This window comes from Streptomyces sp. NK08204, assembly GCF_020400585.1.
In the GTDB taxonomy this organism is placed as follows: domain Bacteria; phylum Actinomycetota; class Actinomycetes; order Streptomycetales; family Streptomycetaceae; genus Streptomyces.
The window spans coordinates 1-23,151 of sequence record NZ_JAINVF010000017.1; the positions used below are offsets into that span (position 1 = coordinate 1).

Annotated in this window: 24 protein-coding genes and 7 tRNA genes; 11 read left to right on the top strand and 20 right to left on the bottom strand. The window is 71.8% G+C overall.

The window, feature by feature from the left end:
- Nucleotides 1-213: 213 nt before the first annotated feature.
- The gene (locus K7G59_RS23410; RefSeq protein WP_225837353.1) at nt 214-1,860 is read left to right on the top strand and encodes a hypothetical protein; all 1,647 of its coding nucleotides are present in this window, start codon (nt 214-216) and stop codon (nt 1,858-1,860) included.
- A gap of 75 nt (nt 1,861-1,935) precedes the next feature.
- Here K7G59_RS23410 and K7G59_RS23415 read toward each other — a convergent pair whose 3' ends face one another.
- The 4 genes from K7G59_RS23415 to K7G59_RS23430 form a co-directional block, all read right to left on the bottom strand.
- The gene (locus K7G59_RS23415) at nt 1,936-2,496 is read right to left on the bottom strand and encodes an HIT domain-containing protein (RefSeq protein ID WP_225837356.1); all 561 of its coding nucleotides are present in this window, start codon (nt 2,494-2,496) and stop codon (nt 1,936-1,938) included.
- An 82-nt stretch (nt 2,497-2,578) separates the two neighbouring features.
- A complete protein-coding gene (gene thrS, locus K7G59_RS23420; RefSeq protein ID WP_225837358.1) occupies nt 2,579-4,555 on the bottom strand; it encodes a threonine--tRNA ligase in 1,977 nt (658 codons plus the stop codon).
- A 93-nt stretch (nt 4,556-4,648) separates the two neighbouring features.
- Nucleotides 4,649-5,872: a hypothetical protein gene (locus K7G59_RS23425; RefSeq protein ID WP_225837361.1), complete on the bottom strand. Its 1,224-nt coding sequence runs from the start codon at nt 5,870-5,872 to the stop codon at nt 4,649-4,651.
- The gene (locus K7G59_RS23430) at nt 5,869-6,435 is read right to left on the bottom strand and encodes a DUF4365 domain-containing protein (protein WP_225837363.1); all 567 of its coding nucleotides are present in this window, start codon (nt 6,433-6,435) and stop codon (nt 5,869-5,871) included. Before K7G59_RS23430 ends, K7G59_RS23425 begins: the two co-directional genes overlap by 4 nt.
- A 168-nt stretch (nt 6,436-6,603) precedes the next feature.
- Here K7G59_RS23430 and K7G59_RS23435 point away from each other — a divergent pair, with 168 nt between their 5' ends.
- Nucleotides 6,604-7,329, top strand: coding sequence for a 3'-5' exonuclease (locus K7G59_RS23435; protein ID WP_225837365.1), 726 nt, complete (start codon nt 6,604-6,606; stop codon nt 7,327-7,329).
- A 39-nt stretch (nt 7,330-7,368) separates the two neighbouring features.
- Here the strand turns inward: K7G59_RS23435 and K7G59_RS23440 are convergent.
- From K7G59_RS23440 to K7G59_RS23460, 5 genes are all read right to left on the bottom strand, one after another.
- A tRNA-Val gene (locus tag K7G59_RS23440) sits at nt 7,369-7,440 on the bottom strand.
- A gap of 39 nt (nt 7,441-7,479) precedes the next feature.
- Nucleotides 7,480-7,935: an SRPBCC family protein gene (locus K7G59_RS23445; RefSeq protein WP_225837368.1), complete on the bottom strand. Its 456-nt coding sequence runs from the start codon at nt 7,933-7,935 to the stop codon at nt 7,480-7,482.
- A gap of 354 nt (nt 7,936-8,289) precedes the next feature.
- Nucleotides 8,290-8,679, bottom strand: coding sequence for an extracellular solute-binding protein (locus K7G59_RS23450; RefSeq protein ID WP_225837371.1), 390 nt, complete (start codon nt 8,677-8,679; stop codon nt 8,290-8,292).
- Nucleotides 8,680-9,002: 323 nt separating this feature from the next.
- Nucleotides 9,003-9,074, bottom strand: a tRNA-Val gene (locus K7G59_RS23455).
- A 61-nt stretch (nt 9,075-9,135) separates the two neighbouring features.
- Nucleotides 9,136-9,585 (bottom strand): TIGR02611 family protein, encoded by a 450-nt coding sequence (locus tag K7G59_RS23460; protein ID WP_225837373.1) that lies wholly within the window; start codon nt 9,583-9,585, stop codon nt 9,136-9,138.
- 190 nt (nt 9,586-9,775) lie between these two features.
- Between K7G59_RS23460 and K7G59_RS23465 the strand changes: the two genes are divergently transcribed.
- Nucleotides 9,776-10,189 carry an SsgA family sporulation/cell division regulator gene (locus K7G59_RS23465; RefSeq protein ID WP_004002642.1) on the top strand — a complete coding sequence of 138 codons (414 nt, stop codon included), beginning with the start codon at nt 9,776-9,778 and terminating at the stop codon, nt 10,187-10,189.
- Between the two features lie 344 nt (nt 10,190-10,533).
- Nucleotides 10,534-11,097: a CGNR zinc finger domain-containing protein gene (locus K7G59_RS23470; RefSeq protein WP_225837375.1), complete on the top strand. Its 564-nt coding sequence runs from the start codon at nt 10,534-10,536 to the stop codon at nt 11,095-11,097.
- Nucleotides 11,098-11,183: 86 nt separating this feature from the next.
- On the opposite strand, the gene K7G59_RS23475 is transcribed toward K7G59_RS23470, so the two are convergent.
- A complete protein-coding gene (locus K7G59_RS23475; RefSeq protein WP_164932512.1) occupies nt 11,184-11,336 on the bottom strand; it encodes a hypothetical protein in 153 nt (50 codons plus the stop codon).
- 175 nt (nt 11,337-11,511) lie between these two features.
- A complete protein-coding gene (locus tag K7G59_RS23480; RefSeq protein WP_225837377.1) occupies nt 11,512-11,931 on the bottom strand; it encodes a hypothetical protein in 420 nt (139 codons plus the stop codon).
- A 213-nt stretch (nt 11,932-12,144) separates the two neighbouring features.
- On the opposite strand from K7G59_RS23480, the gene K7G59_RS23485 reads away from it, so the two are divergent.
- Nucleotides 12,145-12,666, top strand: coding sequence for a DsbA family protein (locus K7G59_RS23485; RefSeq protein WP_225837379.1), 522 nt, complete (start codon nt 12,145-12,147; stop codon nt 12,664-12,666).
- Between the two features lie 3 nt (nt 12,667-12,669).
- Here K7G59_RS23485 and K7G59_RS23490 read toward each other — a convergent pair whose 3' ends face one another.
- From K7G59_RS23490 to K7G59_RS23500, 3 genes are read right to left on the bottom strand one after another with little or no spacing between them, the layout of a single operon-like run.
- Entirely contained in the window at nt 12,670-13,494 is an 825-nt protein-coding gene (locus tag K7G59_RS23490) for a GNAT family N-acetyltransferase (RefSeq protein ID WP_225837381.1), read from the bottom strand.
- 58 nt (nt 13,495-13,552) lie between these two features.
- Nucleotides 13,553-14,374: an aminotransferase class IV gene (locus K7G59_RS23495; protein ID WP_225837383.1), complete on the bottom strand. Its 822-nt coding sequence runs from the start codon at nt 14,372-14,374 to the stop codon at nt 13,553-13,555.
- Nucleotides 14,371-15,474: a chorismate-binding protein gene (locus K7G59_RS23500; protein WP_225837385.1), complete on the bottom strand. Its 1,104-nt coding sequence runs from the start codon at nt 15,472-15,474 to the stop codon at nt 14,371-14,373. The genes K7G59_RS23495 and K7G59_RS23500 overlap by 4 nt, the downstream gene beginning before the upstream one ends.
- 178 nt (nt 15,475-15,652) lie before the next feature.
- Here K7G59_RS23500 and K7G59_RS23505 point away from each other — a divergent pair.
- From K7G59_RS23505 to K7G59_RS23525, 5 genes are all read left to right on the top strand, one after another.
- Nucleotides 15,653-15,725, top strand: a tRNA-Gly gene (locus K7G59_RS23505).
- 38 nt (nt 15,726-15,763) lie between these two features.
- Nucleotides 15,764-15,837 (top strand) — tRNA-Cys (locus K7G59_RS23510).
- Between the two features lies 1 nt (nt 15,838).
- Nucleotides 15,839-15,910: transfer RNA gene (locus tag K7G59_RS23515), tRNA-Val, on the top strand.
- Nucleotides 15,911-15,936: 26 nt separating this feature from the next.
- A tRNA-Val gene (locus K7G59_RS23520) sits at nt 15,937-16,008 on the top strand.
- A gap of 29 nt (nt 16,009-16,037) precedes the next feature.
- Nucleotides 16,038-16,109, top strand: a tRNA-Val gene (locus K7G59_RS23525).
- 45 nt (nt 16,110-16,154) lie between these two features.
- Here the strand turns inward: K7G59_RS23525 and K7G59_RS23530 are convergent.
- The 4 genes from K7G59_RS23530 to K7G59_RS23545 all read right to left on the bottom strand — a co-directional run bounded on the left by K7G59_RS23530 (nt 16,155) and on the right by K7G59_RS23545 (nt 18,795).
- Nucleotides 16,155-16,448 (bottom strand): zf-TFIIB domain-containing protein, encoded by a 294-nt coding sequence (locus tag K7G59_RS23530; RefSeq protein ID WP_225837388.1) that lies wholly within the window; start codon nt 16,446-16,448, stop codon nt 16,155-16,157.
- Between the two features lie 80 nt (nt 16,449-16,528).
- Nucleotides 16,529-17,593, bottom strand: coding sequence for a phosphotransferase (locus K7G59_RS23535; protein WP_225837390.1), 1,065 nt, complete (start codon nt 17,591-17,593; stop codon nt 16,529-16,531).
- Nucleotides 17,590-18,402, bottom strand: a complete 813-nt coding sequence (locus tag K7G59_RS23540) for a hypothetical protein (RefSeq protein WP_225837392.1) — start codon at nt 18,400-18,402, stop codon at nt 17,590-17,592. Before K7G59_RS23540 ends, K7G59_RS23535 begins: the two co-directional genes overlap by 4 nt.
- A 216-nt stretch (nt 18,403-18,618) precedes the next feature.
- Entirely contained in the window at nt 18,619-18,795 is a 177-nt protein-coding gene (locus tag K7G59_RS23545) for a hypothetical protein (RefSeq protein ID WP_225837394.1), read from the bottom strand.
- A gap of 604 nt (nt 18,796-19,399) precedes the next feature.
- Here K7G59_RS23545 and K7G59_RS23550 point away from each other — a divergent pair.
- Complete coding sequence (locus tag K7G59_RS23550; protein ID WP_225837396.1) at nt 19,400-20,893, top strand: serine/threonine-protein kinase; 1,494 nt, start codon at nt 19,400-19,402, stop codon at nt 20,891-20,893.
- Between the two features lie 70 nt (nt 20,894-20,963).
- Here K7G59_RS23550 and K7G59_RS23555 read toward each other — a convergent pair whose 3' ends face one another.
- Nucleotides 20,964-21,782 carry an RNA methyltransferase gene (locus K7G59_RS23555; RefSeq protein ID WP_225837399.1) on the bottom strand — a complete coding sequence of 273 codons (819 nt, stop codon included), beginning with the start codon at nt 21,780-21,782 and terminating at the stop codon, nt 20,964-20,966.
- Between the two features lie 101 nt (nt 21,783-21,883).
- Nucleotides 21,884-23,116: a uroporphyrinogen-III C-methyltransferase gene (gene cobA, locus K7G59_RS23560; protein WP_225837402.1), complete on the bottom strand. Its 1,233-nt coding sequence runs from the start codon at nt 23,114-23,116 to the stop codon at nt 21,884-21,886.
- Nucleotides 23,117-23,151 lie beyond the last annotated feature (35 nt).

Genomic DNA, 23,151 nt, shown 5'->3' on the forward strand with positions numbered 1-23,151 from the left:
CCCACGACGTGGTCAACTCCGCGTGTCGGCGGGCGGCTTGGGCCGTCCGCCGACACGGCGTCGGTGGCGGCGGATACGCTGATCACCTGATCACGTCGTACCGGGACCGGAGGGTTCGAGGCCGGTTTCGGTACGAAGGCCTGTTCAACAGGTGTGCGGAGCAAGGAAGTCGGGAAGGCCGCAGAAGCGACACGGGCGGCGATGGGGGCGGGAATGTCGGTGGGAACGGAGTGGGACGGGCCGCAGGTGCCCGTCGCCGGCGACGGTGGCCAGGCGGCCACCTTTGCGCTCGCCTCGGCGGCCTATCGGGACGACCCGGTCGAGACGATCAAGAAGGCCGACAACGACTGGCACCAGTCGACGATCAAGCCCGGCCGCATCGCCCTGTTCAGACCGAGGCTCGGCGAGGCTTTCTCGCGGGCCGTCGTCGACCGCATGCTCGCTGCCGGCCGCAAGCCGCTCATCCAGTCCTTCGGCGCCGAACCCCAGGTGGTGGTGGAGCACTGCCTGGCGGCCAACAACATCCGCCGGGAGCGGGACAACCTGCTGTCCGTCGTCATGGTGCTGTGCGGGCTGGTCTTCCTGCCCGGCCTCATCGGCTGGCTGCTCGTCTTCCAGCTGCGCACGTACGTCGCCAAGCGCGACGACAAGCGAGCCGGGACACTCGGAACGGCCCTGCTGCTCGGCGTCGGCGTCCTCGCCGTGCTTTTCCTGCTGAAGATGCCGTTCACCGGTTTCTGGGCGTGGTACGCACGCGCGGCCGTCATCGCCCCGGTCGCCGGCTGGTTCTGGGCCAGGCAGATCTGCGAGCGCACGGCGAAGGACCTTCGGGCCCGCTGGGACGGCCTGCTCTCCGGCACCACGGTCGGCGCCAAGGTCCCCGAGGCCGTGCCGCGCAGCCCGGGCGAGACCGCCGCCGAGCAGCTGCGCCAGTCCCTGGCCCGGCTCAGCGCCGAGCAGCAGTCGAACTCGGTCTTCTACGCAGGTCCCAAGGGCATACTCGGCATGGGCACCCGCTGGGGCGCCTGGCAGCTCGCCGAGGACCTGGTGCCCGCCGACCCCACCCGGGAGATCCACCCCTTCCGCAGCTGGGACGTCATCCGCGCGATCCACGACCAGCTGACCCTGCTGGAGCGCGGCCCGCTGCACACCGGTGGCTTCCCCAAGCCGTCGATACGGCACTGGATCGTCACCCCGATCGGCGAGGGCGCCACGGCGGTGTCCCGGCCCGAGGGCACGGACGTCGAGGCCTTCCAGGTCAAGCCGCACGCCATACAGGACATCTGCAACAAGCAGCAGTTCGGCAGCGGCGACCGGCACTACCTGGGCGTGCAGTGGACGCTGTGGGACGGCCACCTCGTGATCACCATGATGATCACCGTGACCGTGCTGCACGAGACCCTGCGCATCGAGGTCACGGGACACGCGCTGGGCCCGGTGAACCCGCTGTTCAACGCCAAGCCGGAGGCCCCGACCAAGGAGGTCGCCAAGACGTTCAAGCCCTGGGAGACCCGTACCGTCAAGCTCCCGCTGATCACCACCGACGAGGTGGTACGGCTCGCCGCCCGCGCCCCGCTGACCTGGTACCCGCCGCTGCTCAACTGGCTCGGCGGCTCCCTCGTGCTGCCCGAGCCGTTCGGCCTGCGGCACGCCTGGGCCGACCAGCCGTGGCGGCACCGCTTCATGGCCGACGACGCGCTGCGCGCGGCCACTCCCGTGCTGCGGGTGGTGCACTCGGCCGCGATCAAGGTCCTGAACGACAACGGCGTGGACACCGAGAAGTTCGGCGCCCGCTCGGCCTTCCTCAGCGGCCAGGTGCAGGACCCGGCACCGAAGAAGGCCGACCTCTACGACGCGTAGGCCTCCGGCGGCCCGGCCGGTACGGATCGCGGACCGCCGTCCGGCGGCTGCCTCTCGCCGGCCGGCGCCCGCAGATCACGCCGTCGGCCAGGCCTCCGCCAGCATCTTGCGCGTGTCGGCCAGCAGCTGCGGCAGCACCTTCGTGTGGCCCACCACCGGCATGAAGTTCGTGTCGCCGCCCCAGCGCGGGACGATGTGCTGGTGCAGATGGGCCGCGATGCCGGCGCCGGCCACCGTGCCCTGGTTCATGCCGATGTTGAAGCCGTGCGCGCCGGACGCGGTGCGCAGGGCCGTCATCGCCTGCTTGGTCAGCTCGGCCAGCTCGGCCGTTTCCGGGCCGGTCAGCTCCGTGTAGTCGGCCACGTGCCGGTACGGCACGGTCATCAGGTGGCCGCCGTTGTACGGGTAGAGGTTGAGCACGGCGTACACGTGCTCCCCGCGGCGGACGATCAGCCCGTCCTCGTCGGACTTGGCCGGGAGCGAGCAGAAGGGGCAGCCGTCGTCGGCCCCCGGGCCGGTCGGCTTGTTCTCACCCTGGATGTAGGCCATCCGGTGGGGCGTCCACAGGCGCTGGAACGCGTCCTGCGTCCCCACTCCGATCTGCTGTTCCGGCTCACTCGTCATGCAACGCAGCATATGGCGTCGCCCCCCGGGCACGGCAAAGGCCCCCGGGCAGAACCGGGGGCCTTTGCCGTGCCCCGCTCATGCGGGGATCACGTCACACCTGGACGCGGCGCTCCACCACGTCGACGAGCTTGGCGATCGCCTCGTCACGCGGGATGCCGTTCTCCTGCGAGCCGTCGCGGTAGCGGAACGACACCGTGCCCGCGTTCATGTCCTCGTCACCCACGATGATCATGAACGGCACCTTCTGCTTCTGGGCCGTGCGGATCTTCTTCTGCATGCGGTCCGAGGAGGAGTCCACCTCGACCCGCAGGCCCTTCTTGCGCGCCTCGGCGGCGAACTTCTCCAGGTACTCGATGTGCGCGTCGCCCACCGGGATGCCGATCGCCTGCACCGGCGCCAGCCACGCCGGGAACGCGCCCGCGTAGTGCTCCAGCAGCACCGCGAAGAACCGCTCGATGGAACCGAACAGCGCACGGTGGATCATGACCGGGCGCTGCTTGGAGCCGTCCGGGCCGGTGTACTCCAGGTTGAAGCGCTCGGGCAGGTTGAAGTCGAGCTGGATGGTCGACATCTGCCAGGTACGGCCGATCGCGTCCTTGGCCTGGACGGAGATCTTCGGGCCGTAGAAGGCGGCGCCGCCCGGGTCGGGCACCAGCGGCAGGCCCTGCTTCTCGGCGACCTGGCGCAGCGTCTCGGTCGCCTCCTCCCAGACCTCGTCGGAGCCGACGAACTTGGTCTCGTCCTTGGTGGACAACTCCAGGTAGAAGTCGGTCAGGCCGTAGTCGCGCAGCAGGCCCAGAACGAACGTGAGCGTCTTGTCCAGTTCCTCGGACATCTGCTCACGGGTGCAGTAGATGTGCGCGTCGTCCTGGGTGAAGCCACGGGCGCGGGTCAGGCCGTGCACGACACCCGACTTCTCGTACCGGTAGACGGTGCCGAACTCGAACAGGCGCAGCGGCAGTTCACGGTAGGAACGCCCACGCGCGTCGAAGATCAGGTTGTGCATCGGGCAGTTCATGGGCTTGAGGTAGTAGTCCACGCCCTCGTCGAGCTGCATGGGCGGGTACATGCCCTCGGCGTACCAGTCCAGGTGCCCGGACGTCTCGAAGAGCTTCCCCTTCGTCGCGTGCGGGGTGTAGACGAACTCGTAGCCCTCTTCCTCGTGGCGGCGGCGCGAGTAGTCCTCCATCACGCGGCGGACGATGCCGCCCTTGGGATGGAAGACGGCGAGGCCGGAGCCGATCTGCTCGGGGATCGAGAAGAGGTCCAGCTCGGTGCCGAGCTTGCGGTGGTCGCGCTTCTCGGCCTCGGCGAGGAAGTCCAGGTACGCCTTCAGCTCGTCCTTGGACGGCCAGGCGGTGCCGTAGATGCGCTGGAGCATCGGGTTCTTCTCGCTGCCGCGCCAGTAGGCGGCGGCGTTGCGCATCAGCTTGAACGCCGGGATGAGCCGGGTCGAGGGCAGGTGCGGACCGCGGCACAGGTCCTTCCAGCACAGCTCGCCGGTCTTGGCGTCCAGGTTGTCGTAGATGGTCAGCTCACCGGCGCCGACCTCGACGTCCGCGCCGTCGTCCGAGGAGGCGGAGCCCTTGAGGCCGATCAGCTCCAGCTTGTACGGCTCGTTCGCCAGTTCCTCACGCGCGGCCTCGTCGGTGACCACGCGGCGGACGAACCTCTGCCCGCGCTTCTGGATCTCCTGCATCTTCTTCTCGATGGCCTTGAGATCCTCGGGCGTGAACGGCCGCTCGACGTCGAAGTCGTAGTAGAAGCCGTCCTTGACCGGCGGGCCGATGCCCAGCTTGGCCTCGGGGAAGATCTCCTGCACGGCCTGCGCCATGACGTGCGCGGTGGAGTGGCGAAGGATGCCCAGGCCCTCCTCGGAGGAGATCTCGACGCCCTCGACCTCGTCGCCGTCACGCAGCTCGTACGCGAGGTCCTTCAGCTCGCCGCCCACGCGCGCGGCGATGATGGAGCGCTCGCCCGCGAAGAGGTCGGCGGCCGTGGTGCCCGTCGTCACCACGCGTTCGTCCCGCTCGGAATCGCGTTGGATGATCACACGGACGTCTGACACCGGTCTCTCCTGACTGAAGGTGGATTGCGGCGCCATACCAGGAGCGCGCGCACTGGCGATCGTACCGACCCGACGGCACCGACCGCGAAACGGTCACCCTCCGTCCCCGGCCCCGTACGCTTCCTCGAAGAAGTCGAGGTTCTCCTGCAGCGACTTCGTCAGCCGGTCCCGCTCACCCTCGTCCACCTGTACCGGTACGACACCACAGGCGCCGGTGAGCCTGCGGAAGCCGCCCCGGCGTTCCAGCCGGCCGCGCACGCGCACCGGGAGGCCGACGAGGTGGGCGTGGCCGGCGATGCGGTAGTCCTCCTCGCCGAGGATGGCGCGGACGTGCTGGATGTCGGCACCGGCGAGCACCCTGAGCCGTACGGTGCCCTCACCGCGCGGCCCGGAGCGGCGCAGGCGGACCACGGTGCCGGTGATGCGGACCGGCACGGACGGCTCGGCGCGCAGATAGCGGGCGCCCGCGGCGCGCAGCACGGGCAGGTCGCCGGGTGAGAACTCGACGGGTTCGACCGGGGCGGCGCAGCCCTCGGGGACGCCGGCCGCGGGTGCCCACGCGAGGGAGACCCGCGCGCCCTGCGTGCCCCGCACCAGGATGCCGATCGCCTCGGTCAGCTCGCGGCTGACGCCTGCCTCCACGGCGCCGTCGAAGGCGTCCATGGTGCCGGTGGCGCGCTGGTAGTCGATGGCCTCGCGGACCGCGTACAGCGCCTGGTGGAGGCGGACGGCGAGCGGGCGCCCCGCGTGCACGGGCACGAAGGCGGTGAGGCGGCGGCCGTCGGTGGTGGGGCCGACGAGAACGTTCTCCAGCAGGGCGGCGGCGGGGCGGCGGTGGCGGGCGCCGTGGTAACCGGCCCGTGCGCGGGTGGCCAGGGCGCCTGCGAGCAGCATCTGCCGGGCCGCGCCGCGCAGTTGCTCCTCGACGGTCCAGGGCGCGGCGCCTTCGGGTCCGCTCGGGGTGTCGCGCCACCAGCGGATCTCGTCGCTGGGCACGGCGAGGGCGATCAGCACTTCGCGCGCGGAGGGTGTCGCGCTGCGGGCGAGGGCGTACAGGGCCTCGCCGAGCAGGTCGTCGCTGTCGGGGAAGGTGCGGCTCTCGGGCACCAGCAGGCTGGTGCCGCCGGCGCACGGTCCGGGCGGGGTCCAGCGGCCGTAGCGGCCGGCCGCTCCCCCGCGCCGCTGCCAGCCGTGCCGGTGCAGCAGGGCGCCGAGCACGGCGGGGTCGACCTGGCCGGGCTCGGGGGGTCGGTTCCAGGGCAGGCCGTCGGGGTGCGGGCGCACCAGCCGTACCGGCTCGTCGTGGGGGCGGCTCATGGCCTGCCTCCCGTCCCGACCCGCGTCATGATCTCGCAGAGCGCACGGTCGTCGAAGATGCGTGAGGTCGGTATGCGCACAGTGGTCCGGTGCCGGCCGGTGACGGGGTGTCCGGCGAGGTTGACCCAGTAGCAGCAGTGCCGGAGGTCGAGGCGGTCGTGGCTGGCGCGCAGCCAGTCGTCCTGGGAGCGCGGGACGAGCATGACGACGAGGATCTTGTGCACCGAGACCGGGGTGCGGGCGAGTTTGCGCAGGTGGTCGTTGTCGAGCGTGAACGAGAAGAATCGGCCCGGGGGGTTGGGTGCGACCTGGTAGGTGGCCTTCAGCTGGATCTTGATGGTGACCTCGTCGTCGACGGTGTGACCGGGTGCGCTGTGGCTGACGTGCCAGTCGATGCCGTTGTCCGGGAAGGGCTGGGACAGCGAGCAGCCGGCCGCGGCGGCGACCGCGTGCAGATAGCCCACCTGGAGCGTCTCCATGCACGCGGTGGTGGCGAGCGTGCCGCGAAGGGGGCCCGTGCGTTCGGGCAGCAGCCCGCCCCGCTCGGGCTGCGCAATGGCCATGACCAACAGCCTTCCAGGCAATGAGTTTCCCCGCTCCGGGCCGCTGAACTGCAAAGACCCGTACTCCTGTTGTGTCCTTCCGGCGTACGGCGCAAACGGCCCGGGTATCACCAAACAGGCAGAAGACGGAACGTCAGCTGCAATGTTCGGGCGAGGAGTTGGGTTGGAATGACGTGCTGGTACGAGGGGCCGCTGGCCGCCTTCGACACGGAGACGACGGGCGTGGACGTCGAGACCGACCGGATCGTGTCGGCCGCCGTCGTCGTCCAGGACGCGCCGGGCACCCGGCCTCGGGTGACCCGCTGGCTGGTGAACCCGGGGGTGCCGGTGCCGGAGGCGGCGACCGCGGTGCACGGGCTGACGGAGGAGCAGTTGCAGCGCAACGGCCGCTGGCCCGCGCCGGTGATGTACGAGATAGCCGAGCAGCTGGCCGAGCACGCGGCGATGGGCCGGCCGCTGGTGGTGATGAACGCGCCGTTCGATCTGACGTTGCTGGACCGGGAGTTGCGTCGGCACCGGGCCTCACGGCTGGACCGCTGGTTCGAGGCGACCCCGCTGCGTGTGCTGGATCCGCGGGTGCTGGACAAGCACCTCGACCGCTACCGCAAGGGCCGGCGCACGCTGGCCGACCTGTGCGTCCACTACGACGTGACGCTGGACGGGGCGCACGACGCGGCGGCGGACGCGCAGGCCGCGCTGGAGGTCGTACGGGCCGTGGGCCGCCGGTTCGCGGCGCGGCTGGAACGGCTGTCCCCCGCCGAACTGCACACGCTGCAGGCGAACTGGCACGCGGCGCAGGCACGGGGGCTTCAGGCGTGGTTCGCGCGCAGCGGTTCCGAGGAGACGGTGAGCACGGACTGGCCGCTGCGGCCGGAGCTGTCGACCGCGGCGTGAAAAAAGGCCGGTCCGCTGCGGCGGACCGGCCTTTCCCGGTGGGCGATACTGGGTTCGAACCAGTGACCTCTTCGGTGTGAACGAAGCGCTCTCCCACTGAGCTAATCGCCCGGGAACGCACTGAACAATACAGGTACGGGCGCGCTTCCTTCAAATCCCTCCCGGCGTCTGCAGGCGGCGCAGCAGTCCGCGCCGTCCGGCGCGCATCATCAGCCGGTGGTTGACGCGGAAGACGGGCCGTCCCGGGACCGCTAGCCGTCTGAGCAGGGGCTTGTTCACGTCCACGACCTGGTCGTACCGCACGAGCGTCCCCGTCCCCTGGGGCATGACCGTCCAGCGGGCCCAGCCCTCGATGTCCCCGGTCATGACGATCTCCAGGATGCCGGTGGCGGGGTCGTGACGCGTCCGGCGGGCGGTGAAGGTCAGGGCGTAGGGCAGCACGGAGCGGATGGTCAGGACGCCGGTGGCGTCGTCGCGCCGGGTCACCGCCCGCACCTGCGGCCACCAGCGGGGATAGTCCTCGGGCCGTTCGAGTACCGCGAAGACTGCGGCGGGCGGGGCGGGCAGGGACCAGCGGCTGCGGAAGCGGTAGTGCGTGCGGTCCATGCACAGAGTCTGCCCCGGTGGCGACGTGGAGGGGAGCAGGCGTACTCATGTGCCGTGCCGTGACGGGGGCAATGCTGTGGAACGCGGCCCGATCGAGCCTCATGAGCGTGGCGTCGCCGGTCTGCACGGCCGCGTAGGCGTCGAGGCGTGAGTGGCCTTTGGGGAGCAGCGTTCCGGAGTTGGGCCGTAGCGGGCGGCCTGTTCGCTCGGCGCACAGTTCGCCCAGGCCGAAGACGGCGGTGGTGAGGAAGTGGCAGAAGCGGCGGCAGGTGGTGTGGGCGATGCGCTGCTGTTCGGCCTGTCGCAGTACACACCGGGGCCAGTGCACAGGGCGCACATGATGTCGTCCTCCGCCTACGTCTTGCCGTTCCGGCGGAGGCAGAAGTGGTACGGGTGCACGATGGCCTTCTTGTCGACGACGAGCGCCCGGGTGGTGGAACCGACGGGAGCGCCGAGTTGCTTTCTGCCGGCCTCGCCGAGCTTCTTGGCGCCGCACGGAAGTGATGCGGGCTCAGATTGCCTTCCCGCATCCGTGAGTGGAGGTCGAGCGGAATACCGTGCTTGTCGTATGTCGGAAGAAATGTGACGGGGTTTTGGAAAAACGTCCGTGGGATTTCCGCCGGTGGCCTGCGTCTGGAACTTCTCCCAGAGAGATTGATACGTCTGGAAGTCAGTCTTGACTTTGATCTTCGGGTACTTCTTCTCGAGGAGCGCGATCGTCTGGTTGATCTTCTTGGCCCGCACCCCGGCACCCCACCAAGAGTCACGGACCGTCACCGACCCGCCTGTAGACGCTGCCGCCGCAGGCGTCGCCGCGGCGCGTGAATCGTGCTGAGCAAGCGCTCGCCGGCAGGCCGGGCGAAAGCGGTGGGCGAGGGCGCCGCCGGGTGCTTGGCCGACCACTCGAACTGGGCGTGACGGGGCGCTCACAGGCAGGGGTGAGGCGGGTGGCGGCTGGAAGCTGCGCCGGGACAAGGAGGCGGGCGGGGCCCGGCGGGGAGGGCGCGATGGGTGCGGGAAACACCGGTGGCCCATCTGCTGTCCGCAGATGGGCCACCGGTTCCGGGTGGGCGATACTGGGTTCGAACCAGTGACCTCTTCGGTGTGAACGAAGCGCTCTCCCACTGAGCTAATCGCCCGGGCACAGGAAGAACATTACCGCATGTCAGGGAGTGCCCATGACCACTCCCGGGCACCGGATCACCGACCGCCGATCCGCCAGGGCATCGCAAGGCCGAACTTCCACACGTAGATCCCGCCCAGCACCGCCACGATCACCAGGCCGGTCACGGTCAGCGCGATGTTGCGGCGCCGCACCCGGGGGTCGAGGGCCCGCTGGGCCGCCTCGGTGACCTTGCGCTTGGTCCAGCGGAGCACGAGCTGGGCCCAGACGAACTCGGTCGCCCAGATCGCCATGCCCGCGAAGATGACCACCCAGCCGGGCCCCGGCAGCGGCAGCAGAACGACGCCGACGCCGACGACCGCGAGACCGACCACGAAGACGCCGACCTGCCAGCTCAGATGCAGAACCCGGCGGGCCTTGATGAATTCCGGCGCCCGGGAGCCGAGCCCGCGCTCGGGCCGCTCCCCGTCCGTCTCCGCAGGACCCGCCACGGCGACCTCGCCCGGACCGTCACTCCCCGTATTCATACCGTCAAAGCCTACCGGAGCGATTGCGATCACCGGAATGGTGGCAGGTCCCGTGAAGTTCTCGGCCGGAAGAGTTACGTAAAGGCACGCAAAACCCTCAGAGGGGTTTACAACGGCACCGTAGGTGGCATGTCGATTTCGCCGACGTGCGAATCCCCGAGCGCACACTGAGCGAAAGGCCCTGGCGCTTATGAACACCACGGTCAGCTGCGAGCTGCACCTGCGCCTCGTTGTGTCGAGCGAGTCCTCCCTGCCTGTCCCCGCAGGCCTGCGGTACGACACGGCCGACCCCTACGCCGTGCACGCCACCTTCCACACCGGAGCCGAGGAGACCGTCGAGTGGGTGTTCGCCCGCGACCTCCTCGCCGAAGGGCTGCACCGGCCCACCGGCACCGGCGACGTCCGCGTCTGGCCATCCCGCAGCCATGGTCAGGGCGTCGTGTGCATCGCCCTCAGCTCCCCGGAGGGGGAGGCGCTGCTCGAGGCCCCGGCGCGGGCCCTGGAATCCTTCCTGAAGCGAACCGACGCCGCCGTGCCGCCCGGCACGGAGCACCGGCATTTCGACCTCGATCAGGAGCTCTCGCACATCCTGGCGGAGAGCTAGGCACGGCCCCCGAGACCGCCCGGCGCCGTCCACTCGGGGAGACGGCTCGGGCCAAGACAACCGCATACGGCACAGACCGGCGTCGTCACCGTGAGCGCTCACGGGACGGCGCCGCTCTGGCGCGGCACCCGGCGACCCTCACAGGCCCCGGTGGCGCGGGCGGGAACAGTCCAGTCGTGCCAGTACCCCAGTCGTGCCAGTAACCCCGTTCGGGAACTCGGGCGTGCGCCGAGGCGTTCTACGGGCGAGCGCAGATCGGGTGGGCCGGTGCGGTGGGCGCGGTTGTCGCTACCATCGGCCAGCATCGGCGGGCGCCCGCCCGTCCCCAGGCCAGGGAGCGAAACGTGCTGATCACCCACGACACCCGGTGCGCCCTCGACACCGTGGTGGATCTGGTGAACACCGCGCCGGAGAACGATGCGGCGACGGAGGGACTGCCCGATGTCCCGGCTCTCGCTGATTTCGTGCGAAAGCGCAAGATCAGCGATGTCGGGGTGCTGTCGGACTTGGACCTGTCGGCGGTGCGGAAGGTCCGGGGACGGTTCGCCGCGATCTTCGCGGCTCCGGACGCCCGGTCCGCCGCCGGGATGATCAACGACCTGGTCGCTGCGGCGGGCACCACCCCGCGCCTGACGGACCACGACGGTTACGACTGGCATGTGCACTACTTCGCGCCGGGCGCCTCCGTGGCCGACCATCTCGCCGCCGACTGCGGGATGGCCCTCGCCTTCTTCGTGGTCGCCGGCGAGGAGGAGCGGCTGCGCCGCTGTGAGGCGCCGGACTGCCGACGCGCCTTCGTCGATCTTTCCCGCAACCGGTCCCGCCGCTACTGCGACAGCCGTACCTGTGGGAACAGGCTGCACGTGGCCGCCTACCGGGCCCGGCGCAAGGAAGCGACAGCAGGCTGATCACGGGAGGGGCTCGCACCCGTCCCGCCCGCGGGTGCGGGGCGACGCCGGTCCCGGCGGGTGGCGCCGGGACGGACGTGTACGGCTCACAGCAACAGCAGGTCGTGCAGCGCGGCCATGAGGATCAGACACCCGATCACCGCAAGGAAGATCATCAGCGGTGGCTGGGAAAGGGCGAAGAGGCACCCGCGCGGCTCGTCCTTCGGCGGCGCGGCCTCGCTCTGTGTCGTGTCCAGCATCTCGGGGCCGATGATGGCCCAGCCAGTGCCCGCTACGCGATCAACACGCCCGGAGGGTGCGGGAGTTCGCCGAATTCTGCGCTGTCCCGTCCGAATTGCGTCGGGTTGTGAACGGTTTCCGCACTGCGAAGTCGGCCTGTGTCGTTTCAGCCGGTCAGGTGCTCGGCACTGCCGGTCATATGCCGTGCTTCTTGAGGATGGCCTCGATGTCACTGAAGTCCTCGCCGGAGCCCGCCGCCGAACGGCGCCCCGGACCCAGGGAGGGTGCCGAGGCCGCCGGGGCCGCCGCGTCGGCCCCGGCACCGCGGGCCGCCGCCCTGCGCTCGGCCCTCGTGCCGCCCCGCCGGCGCTCGACGGCGCGGGTGCCCGCGAACAGCGCCCAGGACATGCCGAGGACACCGAAACCCGCCCAGGCCGTGGGACTGAGGGCGTTGTCGGCGAGCCAACCGACCACGCCCGTCATGACCAGGCCGATGGGCACCAGTGCGTAGGCCGCGACGCGGGCGGCCGACAGGAACCGCCTGCGGTAGGCCGTGACCCCCGCGATACCCAGGCCCGCCGCGGAGACGGCGGAACAGACGGTCTCGGCAATCATCCGGTCCTCCTGGGGAGCTGGGTCGGGCGGAAGCGGGCGGAAGGGCGCCGACAGGCGCGCTTCGTCCCTTCCATCCTGCACCGCCCGGTCCTCGCGAGGCCACGCTGCGGCCCGACATCAGGGAGATCTCCGGGTCGTCTCCTCCCGAGGTGCCGGTGGACGCCGTACCGTCCCGATTCGGTCACCGGCGTCCCGCCTGGAAGACTGATACGCATGAGCGACTCCTCCTCCGCCCGCCCCGATGCCCCCGTCCTCGACATCTGGTGCGAACTCCAGTGCCCCGACTGCCGCACCGCCCTGGACGACGTACGTGCCCTGCGTGACCGCTACGGCGACCGGCTGGAACTGCGGCTCCGGCACTTCCCGCTGGAGAAGCACAAGCACTCCTTCGCCGCAGCTCAGGCCGTCGAGGAGGCTCTGGAGCAGGGCAAGGGCTGGCCGTACGTCGAGGCGGTGCTGGCGCGGGTCGAGGAGCTGGACCGCGAGGGAGAACCCTTCCTGGTCGAAGTGGCCCGCGAACTCGGCCTCGATGCCGAGGAGTTCGACACCGCGCTGATCGACGGCCGGCACATCCTGATCGTGGACGCCGACCAGGCCGAGGGCAAGGCGATCGGCGTCACCGGGACGCCGACGTACGTCATCGGTGGTGAACGCCTCGACGGCGGCAAGAGCCAGGAGGGGCTGCGCGAGCGCATCGAGGAGATCGCGGACCGGCTGCTGGCCGAGGGTGCGTGACGCTCAGACCAGTTTCTTGAACAGGTTGTACTGCGTGGTCTCGTAACCGAGCGACTCATAGAGCCGCTCGGCCGGGTCGTTGCCCGCGAAGACGTGCAGGCCGACGCGGTCCCTCCCGCCCTCGGCCGCCAGGGTCTCCGCGAGCAGCATCAGCGTGCGCCCATGGCCGCGGCCCCGCCGGCCGGCGTAGACCTCGACGTTGAAGACGTACGCGGTCTCGGGCAACAGCCCCACCCACAGGGTGCCGACCGGGACGCCTTCCTGCTCCAGGATGCTGAGCAGCATGTTCTCGGTCGCCAGGCCGTCCGGCAGGAGCTGGGCGTGCGCCTGGTCGACCTTGGCGTACGCCTCGGCCTCGGACACGCCCCGCTCAATCAGGTGGGCAGCGAAGCGCTCCCCGTCCGCGGCCAGCCAAGGACCGTACTCGGCTTCGGCCATCGGCCGGGCGACGAAGCCGGCCGGCAGCCGGGGCGGTGCCCCGTCCAGCCGCTTGGCCATGTTGCGGCTGCGTAGGACGTACCCGAGCGCGGTGGCGAGCCGGAGGGCTGCCGCGGCGTCGCCGGGCACGCTCACCTCGACGCGCTTGCAGCCCCAGCCGCGCAGGACTTCCTCGGCGGCCAGCGCGGCCACCGCGCCGCGGCCCCGCCCGCGGTCCGGTCCCTCGATGTGCAGCTCGGTGACCCGGCCGACGGCCGGGCCGAACTCGAGGTGCGTGGAGAGGTGCGTCCCACCCACGGGACGGCCGTTCACGCACACCTGGTAGCGGCGTGAACGCGTCCCGTCGGCGTTGTACTGAAGCGGCTCGCTCGGCCGTAGGGTTGTCGTCATCAGGGGAGTTCTACCCCCGGGGGAAGGTCCGAGTCAGCAGCTTTTCCCGGTGTTCCTCTCAGGGATCCAGGTCCTGCCCCGCCCGCTCGTCGAAGATCCGCATCGCCTTCGCGGTCACCGGGCCGGGCGCACCCGGCAGTTCGCGGTCGTCGACCCGGTGCACGGCCTGGACGTCGCGCAGGGTGGAGGTCAGGAAGACCTCGTCGGCCCGCTCCAGGACGTCCAGCGGCAGGTCGGTCTCCCTGGCGCCGGTCCACTCGACGGTCAGGGCGCGGGTGATGCCGGCCAGGCAGCCGGAGGCGACCGGCGGGGTGTGGATCTCGCCGTCCAGGACGACGAAGACGTTCGACCCGGTGCCCTCGCAGAGCTGTCCGACCGTGTTGGCGAACAGTGCCTCGGAGGCGCCGTGCTGGTGGGCGCGGGCGAGGGCGATGACGTTCTCGGCGTACGAGGTGGTCTTCAGGCCGGTGACGGCGCCGCGCTCGTTGCGGGTCCACGGCACGGTGATCACGGCGGTGGAGTCGGGGCGACGGGTGGTCCCGCCGAGGGCGACCACCAGGGTCGGCCCGTGCTCACCGCGGTCCGAACCGAGGGGGCCGTGGCCGCCGGTGTAGGTGATGCGCAGCCGGCCCAGCGGCATCGGGTTGGCCTCCAGCACGGCCGTGCAGGCGCGGCGCACCTCGTCATGGTCCGGGTCGGGCAGGCCGAGACCCCGGGCCGAGCGGGTCAGCCGGTCCAGGTGGCGGGTGAGCGCGAACGGCCGTCCGTCGACCGCCTTCACCGTCTCGAAGACGCCGTCGCCGACGGTCAGCCCGTGGTCGAAGACGGAGACGCGGGCGGAATCCAGGTCGCGCAGGCCGCCGTCCAGCCAGATCTTCATGAGAGAGCCCCTTCGTCCGTTCCCGCGCCGCCCGCGCTGTCTTCTCCCGGCACGCCCACCTCGGGGCCGCCGTACGCCCCCGACGCTACCGCGAGCAGCCGGGACGCCTTCAGTTCGGTCTCCTGCCACTCCCCTTCGGGATCGGAGCCCCAGGTGATCCCGGCGCCGGTGCCGAAGCGGAGGACGCCTTCCGCGCGGTCGATCCAGAAGGTGCGGATGCCGACGGCCAGCTCGCCGGTGCCCCGGTCGGCGTCGACCCAGCCGATCCCGCCGCAGTACGGGCCGCGCGGAGCGGTCTCCAGGGCGTCGATGATCCGCAGGGCGCTCGACTTGGGGGCGCCGGTGACCGAGCCGGGCGGGAAGGCCGCGGCGAGCAGCTCGGGCCAGCCGACGTCGGCGCGCAGCTCGCCGCGGACGGTGGAGACCAGGTGGACGAGGCCGGGGTGCTTCTCCACGGCGCACAGGTCAGGGACGGTCACGCTGCCGGTGGCGCAGACCCGCCCGATGTCGTTGCGGACCAGGTCCACGATCATCACGTTCTCTGCGTAGTCCTTCTCCAGAAGGTCCGCCTCGGTGCGTCCGGTGCCCTTGATGGGGCCGGACTCGACGGTCCGCCCGGCCCGGCGCAGGAACAGTTCGGGCGAGGCGGTGGCGATCTCCACGCCGTGCTCGGGCAGCCGGATCGTGCCCGCGTAGGGCGCGGGGTTGCCGCGGGCCAGCAGGGCGGTCAGGGCGTCCACGTCGGCGTCGGCCGGGACGGGCGCGCTGAGCACCCGGCAGAGGTTGGCCTGGTAGACCTCGCCGGCCGCGATGTGCTCGCGGATGCGCCGTACGGCCGCGATGTACGCGTCCCGGTCCAGCGAGGAGGTCCAGTCCGCCGTCGCCGGGCCCCGCCAGCCGCCCGGGGCCGGGGCGGGCACGGGCCGCTCGCGCACGTCGGCGAAGCGGGCACAGGTGAGACGGCCCTCGAAGTCCGCGCAGACGGCCCAGAAGCCGGTTGAGTCCAGGGCCGCGGGATCGCTGGTCACGTCGAGGAGGCCGGTGGCCACACGGTCGCCGAAGCGAGCCAGAGGAGGGAGGGCGAGAGGGTGGTGGAACACGTGGTCGAGTCTAGGTCGGGTGTCCGAAAGATGGCCCGGGCGTGTCCCCGAGGGGGCCCCGGCCGGGTCGCCCGCGGAGCGCAACGCAGCACGCTGCACAAACGCGTTTTTGTACTGGCCCGGGAATCCGCTAGAGTTCAACACGTCGCCGGGACGCGGAAGCGGACCGAAACGACAAGCGGACGTAGCTCAGTTGGTAGAGCGCAACCTTGCCAAGGTTGAGGTCGCGAGTTCGAGCCTCGTCGTCCGCTCGAAGGAAGAAGGGGTCATCCCGATCCCCTACACTCCTGGTGGAGTGGCCGAGAGGCGAGGCAACGGCCTGCAAAGCCGTCTACACGGGTTCAAATCCCGTCTCCACCTCCAAGGACGATTAGCTCAGCGGGAGAGCGCTTCCCTGACACGGAAGAGGTCACTGGTTCAATCCCAGTATCGTCCACTGGATCTTCTCGGAGATCCCTGCCCGCGCGATTAGCTCAGCGGGAGAGCGCTTCCCTGACACGGAAGAGGTCACTGGTTCAATCCCAGTATCGCGCACTGTCTGTGACCTGCGCGTCACAGCACCCGGACGATTAGCTCAGCGGGAGAGCGCTTCCCTGACACGGAAGAGGTCACTGGTTCAATCCCAGTATCGTCCACACACCGAAGCCCCCGGTCCTGTGACCGGGGGCTTCTTCGTGGGCTCAGCTGGAGAACAGCATGTGACCGAAGCTCTTGTGGCGGTGGTGACCGTGGTGACCACCGCCATGGCCGCCGTGGCCGCCGTGCGGGGCGCCCCAGGCGGGCGGGGCCGGGTACGCCTGCGGGGCTGCGGGCGGAGCCGGCGGAACCGGCTTGGACCACTGGGCCTCCAGCTGGGTCAGCGCCTCCAGCTCGCCGTAGTCGAGGAAGATGCCCCGGCAGCCGCTGCACTGCTCGATCTGGACGCCACTGCGGTTGTAGGTGTGCATCGGCGCATGACACTTCGGACACTGCATGGTCGGCTCAACTCCTCGCCGGTCGGTCGTGCTTCGTGTTACCCCAGGACAGACTCCGTGCAGCCCTGGCCGGTTGCACCTTAGTCCGGAATCCGGGACGTCAACTGGGGCGGCACGGAGGTCATTCGCGCACAGGCGTCCACGAGGGCCTGCTCGGCCTCGTCCAGCGGGCGGCCCGCCCCCAGGGACTTGGTGAGCGCGCGGGCGGCGGTCTGTACGGTCAGCGCGCGGGCGGGGACGTCCAGAGCCGGCCAGGGATCGCCGTCGGCGGGTACCGCCGGGCCGTCGGCCGCGCGGTAGGCGGTCAGGAAGCGGGACCACTCGTCGGGCAGGAGGAGTCCGCACGCGTACCAGGCGGCGGGGCGCGCCAGGTCCCAGGCGGCGACACCGGCGCCGAGGTCGTCCACGTCGATCAGCCGCCAGGGCCCGTCGGGTGCCGGATGACGGACGAGCTGGCCGAGGTGCAGGTCGCCGTGGCACAGGGCCGCGGGTCCGGGCATGGGCGCCTCGGCCCGGGCCCAGGCGGGCAGTGCGGCCCAGGCCCGCAGGACGGGGAGCGCGGCCTCACGGGGTCCGGGCGCGGCGGACCCAGGTGCAGGGAAGCCGGGGGCACGGGGTCCGGGTGCAGGGGACCCGGGTGTCCCGGCCAGGGCCGCGTGGAGACGGGCGATCGCATGGGCGGCCTTCAGCGGGCCGCGCATCGGGGGCAGCCGGGCAGGGACGGGCGCGCGGTGGAGGCGGGCGAGGAGAGTGGCCGCCGCTTCCCAGGGAGCCGCGTCCGGGTCGTCGGGGTCCACGGGGGCGCCGTAGGGCCAGAGGGTCACCTGGCGGTCGTGCAGCGGGGCCGGGGCGGTGGCGAGCGGGGGCAGCAGGACGTCCGGGTGACGGGCGGCCGCGGTCAGGCGCTGGGCCAGCTCCGTGGGGTCGGTGCCGGGGGCGTGCGCCTTCGCGACGATGTCGGCGTGCCGGACGACGGTGGCGTCCGGGCGGTCGGCGAGGGTGCCCGGTGCCGGTCCGCAGGCGCAGGAGGTCTCGCCCGCGCCGGGATGGGCGGCGGCCCTGGCCGTGGCGGTGAGTGCGTGGACGAGCGCGGGAACCGGAGCGCGGCTCTCGGCGCGGCCGTCCGGGTGCGGGGTGGGCGTCACAGGGGGAGCACCGGCCGGGTGGAGCAGTCCTCGAACAGGTCCTCGCCCTCGGGGTCGTGGAGGAACTCCGCCGTGGAGGGGTTGCGGTTGGCGGTCGCCAGGGGCAGCCACCCCAGCAGGGCGCCGTAGCCGCCGCACACGGACTCGCCGCCGTCGCCGCCGTGGACCGCGCCGGTGTCGCTGGTCAGCTCCATGCGGTAGGTGTCGTAGGCGATGCGCAGGCCGAAGGCGTTCGGGCTGCTCTGCGGGCCGCTGGGGTCGGTGTAGGGGACACGGTCGAGGGGGCAGGTGTCGCCCCAGTGGAACAAGGTGTCCGCGCCGGCTCCGCAGGCGTGCTCCCACTCGTCGGAGGTCGGCATGCGCAGGCCGCGCGCCGCGAGAACCGCCGGCATGTCGGCGGGCGGCTCGGTGAGGTCCTCGTCCGTGACGGCCATCAGCACCGTGTCCAGGACGACCCTGCGGCGGGGGCTGAGCACCTCGGCGAGGTGCGCGCGCAGATCCGCCGCGTACCCGAAGCCCGCCGCCACGCTCCTGGCGTAGTCGGCGGCCTGCTCGGGCGTGGGCCGCCAGGCGTCCGGGTCGAAACCGAGGGACACCGGGCCGCCGGGTATCAGGGCGAACTCCTGTCCGTCGCGCTCGATCCGGACCCGGTGCAGCGGGGCGCCGAGGTGCTCGGTGGTCTCGAACGCACTCACCCGGCCGCTCACCCGGTCCGCCGCCTGCCGGGCGACACGGCGCGCGGTCGCCCGGTCGAGGGAGCGCCATCGGCGCAACGTGAGATCAGCGGGAGCGAGGTCGTCGTGGGACATGGGCCGCAGTGTGGCACGGAGGTCCGACAGCGCCCGCCCACCACGGCGCGCCCCGCCCTGCCGCAACGGTGCACCGCGCCCTGCCGCAACGGCGCAATGCCGGCGCAGCTCCCCAGCTGCGCCGGCATTTTGTGCCGTCCGCCGCACCCCCGTCCCCACGGGGTTTCCTGGATGGATGTCCCCGCCCGGACCGCTCTTCCGGGCCTGGGTCGCCGCTCAGCGCCCCAGCATCGCACCCACGGACGACGCCTGTGTGGCCACCGTCTCCCAGCCGTCGAAAACGACTAGGAGCAGGGCCGCCAGGGGAAGGGCCATGAGCGTCGCCACCACAGGGTGGCGGCGGCCCGTCCGGCGGGGGCGGCGCACTGTGCGCCACGGTGCCGTGCGGGCCATGGTCCCTCTCCTGACCGTCTGGTGTTGTCGTCGGCAGCGGCGGGTGTCTGACCTCGGGGGACGAGTGCTGCACCCGCCGCTTGACCTCAAATCTAGGCGCGCGCCCCCCACCGGACGTCATGCCTTCGTACCGATTCCCGGGCCTCCCGGAGGATGAGCCGTACGCCGCCGAGTACTCCCCTGGGTGGAGAAACGGGACGGGGTCTAGGGGTCTTCCCGGAGGGGTCGCCCGTTGTGTCACGCCATGTCGGAAGCGTCCGACGAGGCGACCGGAGTGACTTCGATCACTTCGGGTGGGGGCGCGAGGCCCGGCGGGTCCGCCCTGCCGACGCGCCGGAACCGCACCCCCGTGCCCGCACACACCGCCTCGGGGACGGCCGCCACCTTTCGTGCACCACGTCTGCGTACCGGGTCAACCACCCTGTTCCGGCGACCGGTTGACGCTGCGGCAGGCCCAAGGGCGGCGTGGCGGAAGGTTTTTTGACCGCGCCTCACATCGTGCACCACACGCCGACAATCCGTCGGCCCGAGAGGGCGCGGCCTCTGCGCGCAGGCGGCCGTGGAAACGTAAGCTGAGCCCCGTCACAGGGACCGGGCAGCGGGGATGAACATGGCGATGATGCGCCTGAGGCGCGAGGACCCGCGCGTCGTCGGCTCGTTCAGGCTTCACCGACGGCTCGGCGCGGGCGGGATGGGCGTGGTCTATCTCGGCTCCGACAAGAAGGGGCAGCGGGTCGCACTGAAGGTGATCCGGCCCGATCTCGCCGAGGACCAGGAGTTCCGGTCGCGGTTCGCACGGGAGGTCTCGGCGGCCCGGCGCATCCGGGGCGGCTGCACGGCCCGGCTGGTGGCGGCGGACCTGGAGGCCGAGCGGCCCTGGTTCGCCACCCAGTACGTCCCCGGGCCCTCCCTGCACGACAAGGTCGCCGACGAGGGCGCGCTCGGCGCGGCCGAGACGGCGGCGATCGGAGCGGCCCTGTCCGAGGGGCTCGTCGCCGTGCACGAGGCCGGTGTCGTCCACCGGGACCTCAAGCCCTCCAACATCCTGCTGTCCCCCAAGGGGCCGCGGATCATCGACTTCGGCATCGCCTGGGCCACCGGCGCCTCCACCCTCACCCATGTCGGTACGGCCGTCGGCTCCCCCGGTTTCCTGGCCCCCGAGCAGGTGCGTGGCGCCACGGTCACCCCGGCGACGGACGTCTTCTCGCTGGGCGCGACCCTCGCCTACGCCTCCACCGGCGACTCGCCCTTCGGACACGGCAGTTCCGAGGTGATGCTGTACCGCGTCGTGCACGAGGAGCCGCACCTGCACGGCGTACCGGACGCGCTCGCCCCGCTCGTCCGGGCCTGCCTGGCCAAGGACCCCGAAGAGCGGCCCAGCACCCTGCAACTGTCGCTGCGGCTCAAGGAGATCGCGGCGCGCGAGGCACAGGGCCTGACCGACGTACGGCCGCCCGCGCCGCGCGCCTCGGAGGCGGACCGGCCCACCGGGCGGCTCGTCGACACCTACCCCGAGCAGCAGCGCACCCAGCGGCGGACCCCGCCGGGCACCCCGGTGCCGCGGTCCGGCACGCCGCCCCGGGGCAGCAGCCCCTCGCGGGGTGGCAGCGCCTCCCGCAGCGGGGGCTCGCGGAGCGAGGGTGCCGCCTCCCGCAGCGGGGGCTCACGCGGCGGGGGTGCCGCCTCGCGGCCGGGCGCCGCCCGCCCGACCCCGGCCCCGCGCGGCAGCGGCCCGCGCTCCGGCAGCGGAAGCCGGCCCGCTCCGCGCAGCGGTGCCGGGCGGCCGGCGCCGCGTACGACGGGTACGGGGCGGACCGGCACCGGACGCACGGGAGCAGGGCTGCGGCCGGCCAATCCGCGGCTGCTGCGTCAGCGGCTGTTCGTGTTCGTGGTGGTGACCCTGCTCGTGGCGCTCGGCATCGCCCTGGCGCAGGGCTGCCAGGGTCCGGCACGCGGTATGGGCGGCGGCGACGGCGTACAGCGCCTTCAGCAGCGGCACGCACCGTCCGCACAGCCGTCGTTCGCTCCGCTCGACGGCGAGAGGACGATGTCCCAGCGCTACGAGTCCACCCTGTCGCAGGACGACCACGGCAACTGACGCCCGGCCGGGCCCCGCACGTCGCGGGCCGGGCCCGGCCGACGACGACGGTGAGGGCCCGGCGAGAGGCTCAGGACTCCGGTCGGCCCGTGGCGACCGCGTAGAAGGCCACGGCCGCCGCCGCGCCCACGTTGAGCGAGTCGACGCCGTGGGCCATCGGGATGCGGACCCATTCGTCAGCGGCGACCAGGGCCTGGGTGGACAGCCCGTCACCCTCGGCGCCGAGCATGAGCGCCACCCGGTCCATCCGGTGCGGGGCGGCCTCGTCCAGGCTGCGGGCCTTGTCGTCCGGGGTGAGGGCGAGCAGCGTGAAGCCCGCCTCGCGGACCGAGTCCAGGCCCTTGGGCCAGCTCTCCAGGCGGGCGTAGGGCACGGCGAAGACCGCGCCCATCGAGACCTTCACGCTGCGTCGGTAGAGGGGGTCGGCGCAGTCCGGGGACAGCAGGACCGCGTCCATGCCGAGGGCCGCCGCCGAACGGAAGATCGCGCCGATGTTGGTGTGGTCGTTGACCGACTCCATCACGGCCACCCGGCGGGCGGAGCGCAGCAGTTCGGCCGCTGTCGGCAGCGGTTTGCGCTGCATGGAGGCGAGGGCGCCGCGGTGCACGTGGTAGCCGGTGACCTGCTCGGCGAGTTCCGGGCTGACGGCGTACACGGGGGCCGACAGGTCGTCGATGACGTCCCGCATGACGTCGATCCACTTGGCGGAGAGCAGCATCGAGCGCATCTCGTAGCCGGCTTCCTTGGCCCGTCGGATGACCTTCTCGCCCTCGGCGATGAACAGGCCCTCGGCGGGCTCGCGCCTGCGGCGCAGCTCGACGTCGGTCAGGCCCGTGTAGTCACGCAGGCGCGGGTCGTCGGGATCCTCAAGGGTGATGAGATCGGCCACAGGGTGATACTGCCTTGTCCTGGGTGTGGTGCCAACGGCTGATAGGAGTGGGTTACCCCCGGTTATGCCTGATCGGGCCCGAGTGCTCGGGCCGTGCGCGGTCAGGCCGAGGGTGCCGGGCCGACGGCCACGACCTCGCCGATCACGATCACCGCCGGCGGCTTCACGTCCTCGGCCCGTACGGTCTGCGCCACCGTGGCCAGGGTCGCGTCCACCCGGCGCTGCGCGGCCGTCGTGCCCTCCTGGACCAGAGCGACGGGCGTCTCGGGGGACTTGCCGTGTGCGACGAGCGTCTCGGCGATCTTCCCGATCTTGTCCACGCCCATCAGGATCACGAGCGTACCCGTGAGCCTGGCCAGCGACGGCCAGTCGACCAGGGAGCGCTCGTCGTCGGGGGCCACATGGCCGCTGACCACGGTGAACTCGTGGGCGACACCGCGGTGCGTGACCGGGATGCCGGCCGCGCCCGGCACCGAGATCGAGCTGGAGATGCCGGGGACGACGGTGCACGGGATGCCGGCCTCGGCGAGCGCCTGGACCTCTTCCATGCCGCGGCCGAAGACGAACGGGTCGCCACCCTTGAGCCGGACGACGGACTTGCCCTGCTTGGCGTGCTCTATCAGCGCGTTGTTGATGGCCTCCTGGGCCATGAACCGGCCGTAGGGGATCTTCGCCGCGTCGATCACCTCGACGTGCGGCGGGAGTTCGGCGAGCAGGTCGCGGGGGCCCAGCCGGTCGGCGATGACGACGTCCGCCTCGGCGAGCAGCCGCCGCCCGCGCACGGTGATCAGGTCCGGGTCGCCGGGGCCGCCGCCGACCAGGGCCACGCCGGGCGTGCGGGTGCGGTGGTGCGGGGCGACGAGGGTGCCGTCGCGCAGGCCCTCTACGACCGCGTCCCGGATCGCGGCGGTGTGCCGCGGGTCCCGGCCGCGTGCGTCCGTGGTGAGCACGGCCACGGTGACGCCCTCGCTGTGGCCGGTGGCCGGGGTCCAGGCCGTCGCCAGATCGGCGTCGTCGGAGCGCACGCACCAGACGCGGTGCCGCTCGGCCTCGGCGGAGGCCAGGGCATTGGCCTCCGGGTCGCTGGTCGCGATGAGGGCGTACCAGGCGTCGGCGAGGTCGCCGTCCGCGTACGGGCGCCTGAGCCACGTGATCTCGCTCGCGTCCGCCATGGCCTCGACCGAGGGGGTCGCCTCCGGAGACACGAGGACGACGTCCGCGCCCGCGGCGATGAGCGCCGGCAGGCGGCGCTGGGCGACCTGGCCGCCGCCGAGGACGACCACACGGCGCCCGGACAGACGGAGGCCAACGGGGTAGGCGGGGTTTTCGGCCATGAGGGACGGCTCCTCGTGCAGCGCGGTGCGGTGGG

Excerpts from the sequence above, each read along its gene's own strand:
- K7G59_RS23425 (WP_225837361.1), bottom strand. The coding sequence starts at position 5,872 with ATGAGCCGCCCCCACGACGAGCCGGTACGGCTGGTGCGCCCGCACCCC.
- K7G59_RS23540 (WP_225837392.1), bottom strand. The coding sequence starts at position 18,402 with ATGTCCCACGACGACCTCGCTCCCGCTGATCTCACGTTGCGCCGATGG.
- K7G59_RS23445 (WP_225837368.1), bottom strand. The coding sequence starts at position 7,935 with ATGGACCGCACGCACTACCGCTTCCGCAGCCGCTGGTCCCTGCCCGCC.
- K7G59_RS23550 (WP_225837396.1), top strand. The coding sequence starts at position 19,400 with ATGAACATGGCGATGATGCGCCTGAGGCGCGAGGACCCGCGCGTCGTC.
- K7G59_RS23545 (WP_225837394.1), bottom strand. The coding sequence starts at position 18,795 with ATGGCCCGCACGGCACCGTGGCGCACAGTGCGCCGCCCCCGCCGGACG.
- K7G59_RS23475 (WP_164932512.1), bottom strand. The coding sequence starts at position 11,336 with ATGCTGGACACGACACAGAGCGAGGCCGCGCCGCCGAAGGACGAGCCG.
- K7G59_RS23530 (WP_225837388.1), bottom strand. The coding sequence starts at position 16,448 with ATGCAGTGTCCGAAGTGTCATGCGCCGATGCACACCTACAACCGCAGT.
- K7G59_RS23460 (WP_225837373.1), bottom strand. The coding sequence starts at position 9,585 with ATGAATACGGGGAGTGACGGTCCGGGCGAGGTCGCCGTGGCGGGTCCT.
- K7G59_RS23480 (WP_225837377.1), bottom strand. The coding sequence starts at position 11,931 with ATGATTGCCGAGACCGTCTGTTCCGCCGTCTCCGCGGCGGGCCTGGGT.
- K7G59_RS23430 (WP_225837363.1), bottom strand. The coding sequence starts at position 6,435 with ATGGCCATTGCGCAGCCCGAGCGGGGCGGGCTGCTGCCCGAACGCACG.
- K7G59_RS23410 (WP_225837353.1), top strand. The coding sequence starts at position 214 with ATGTCGGTGGGAACGGAGTGGGACGGGCCGCAGGTGCCCGTCGCCGGC.
- cobA (WP_225837402.1), bottom strand. The coding sequence starts at position 23,116 with ATGGCCGAAAACCCCGCCTACCCCGTTGGCCTCCGTCTGTCCGGGCGC.
- K7G59_RS23485 (WP_225837379.1), top strand. The coding sequence starts at position 12,145 with ATGAGCGACTCCTCCTCCGCCCGCCCCGATGCCCCCGTCCTCGACATC.
- K7G59_RS23465 (WP_004002642.1), top strand. The coding sequence starts at position 9,776 with ATGAACACCACGGTCAGCTGCGAGCTGCACCTGCGCCTCGTTGTGTCG.
- K7G59_RS23490 (WP_225837381.1), bottom strand. The coding sequence starts at position 13,494 with ATGACGACAACCCTACGGCCGAGCGAGCCGCTTCAGTACAACGCCGAC.
- K7G59_RS23495 (WP_225837383.1), bottom strand. The coding sequence starts at position 14,374 with ATGAAGATCTGGCTGGACGGCGGCCTGCGCGACCTGGATTCCGCCCGC.
- K7G59_RS23435 (WP_225837365.1), top strand. The coding sequence starts at position 6,604 with ATGACGTGCTGGTACGAGGGGCCGCTGGCCGCCTTCGACACGGAGACG.
- K7G59_RS23415 (WP_225837356.1), bottom strand. The coding sequence starts at position 2,496 with ATGCTGCGTTGCATGACGAGTGAGCCGGAACAGCAGATCGGAGTGGGG.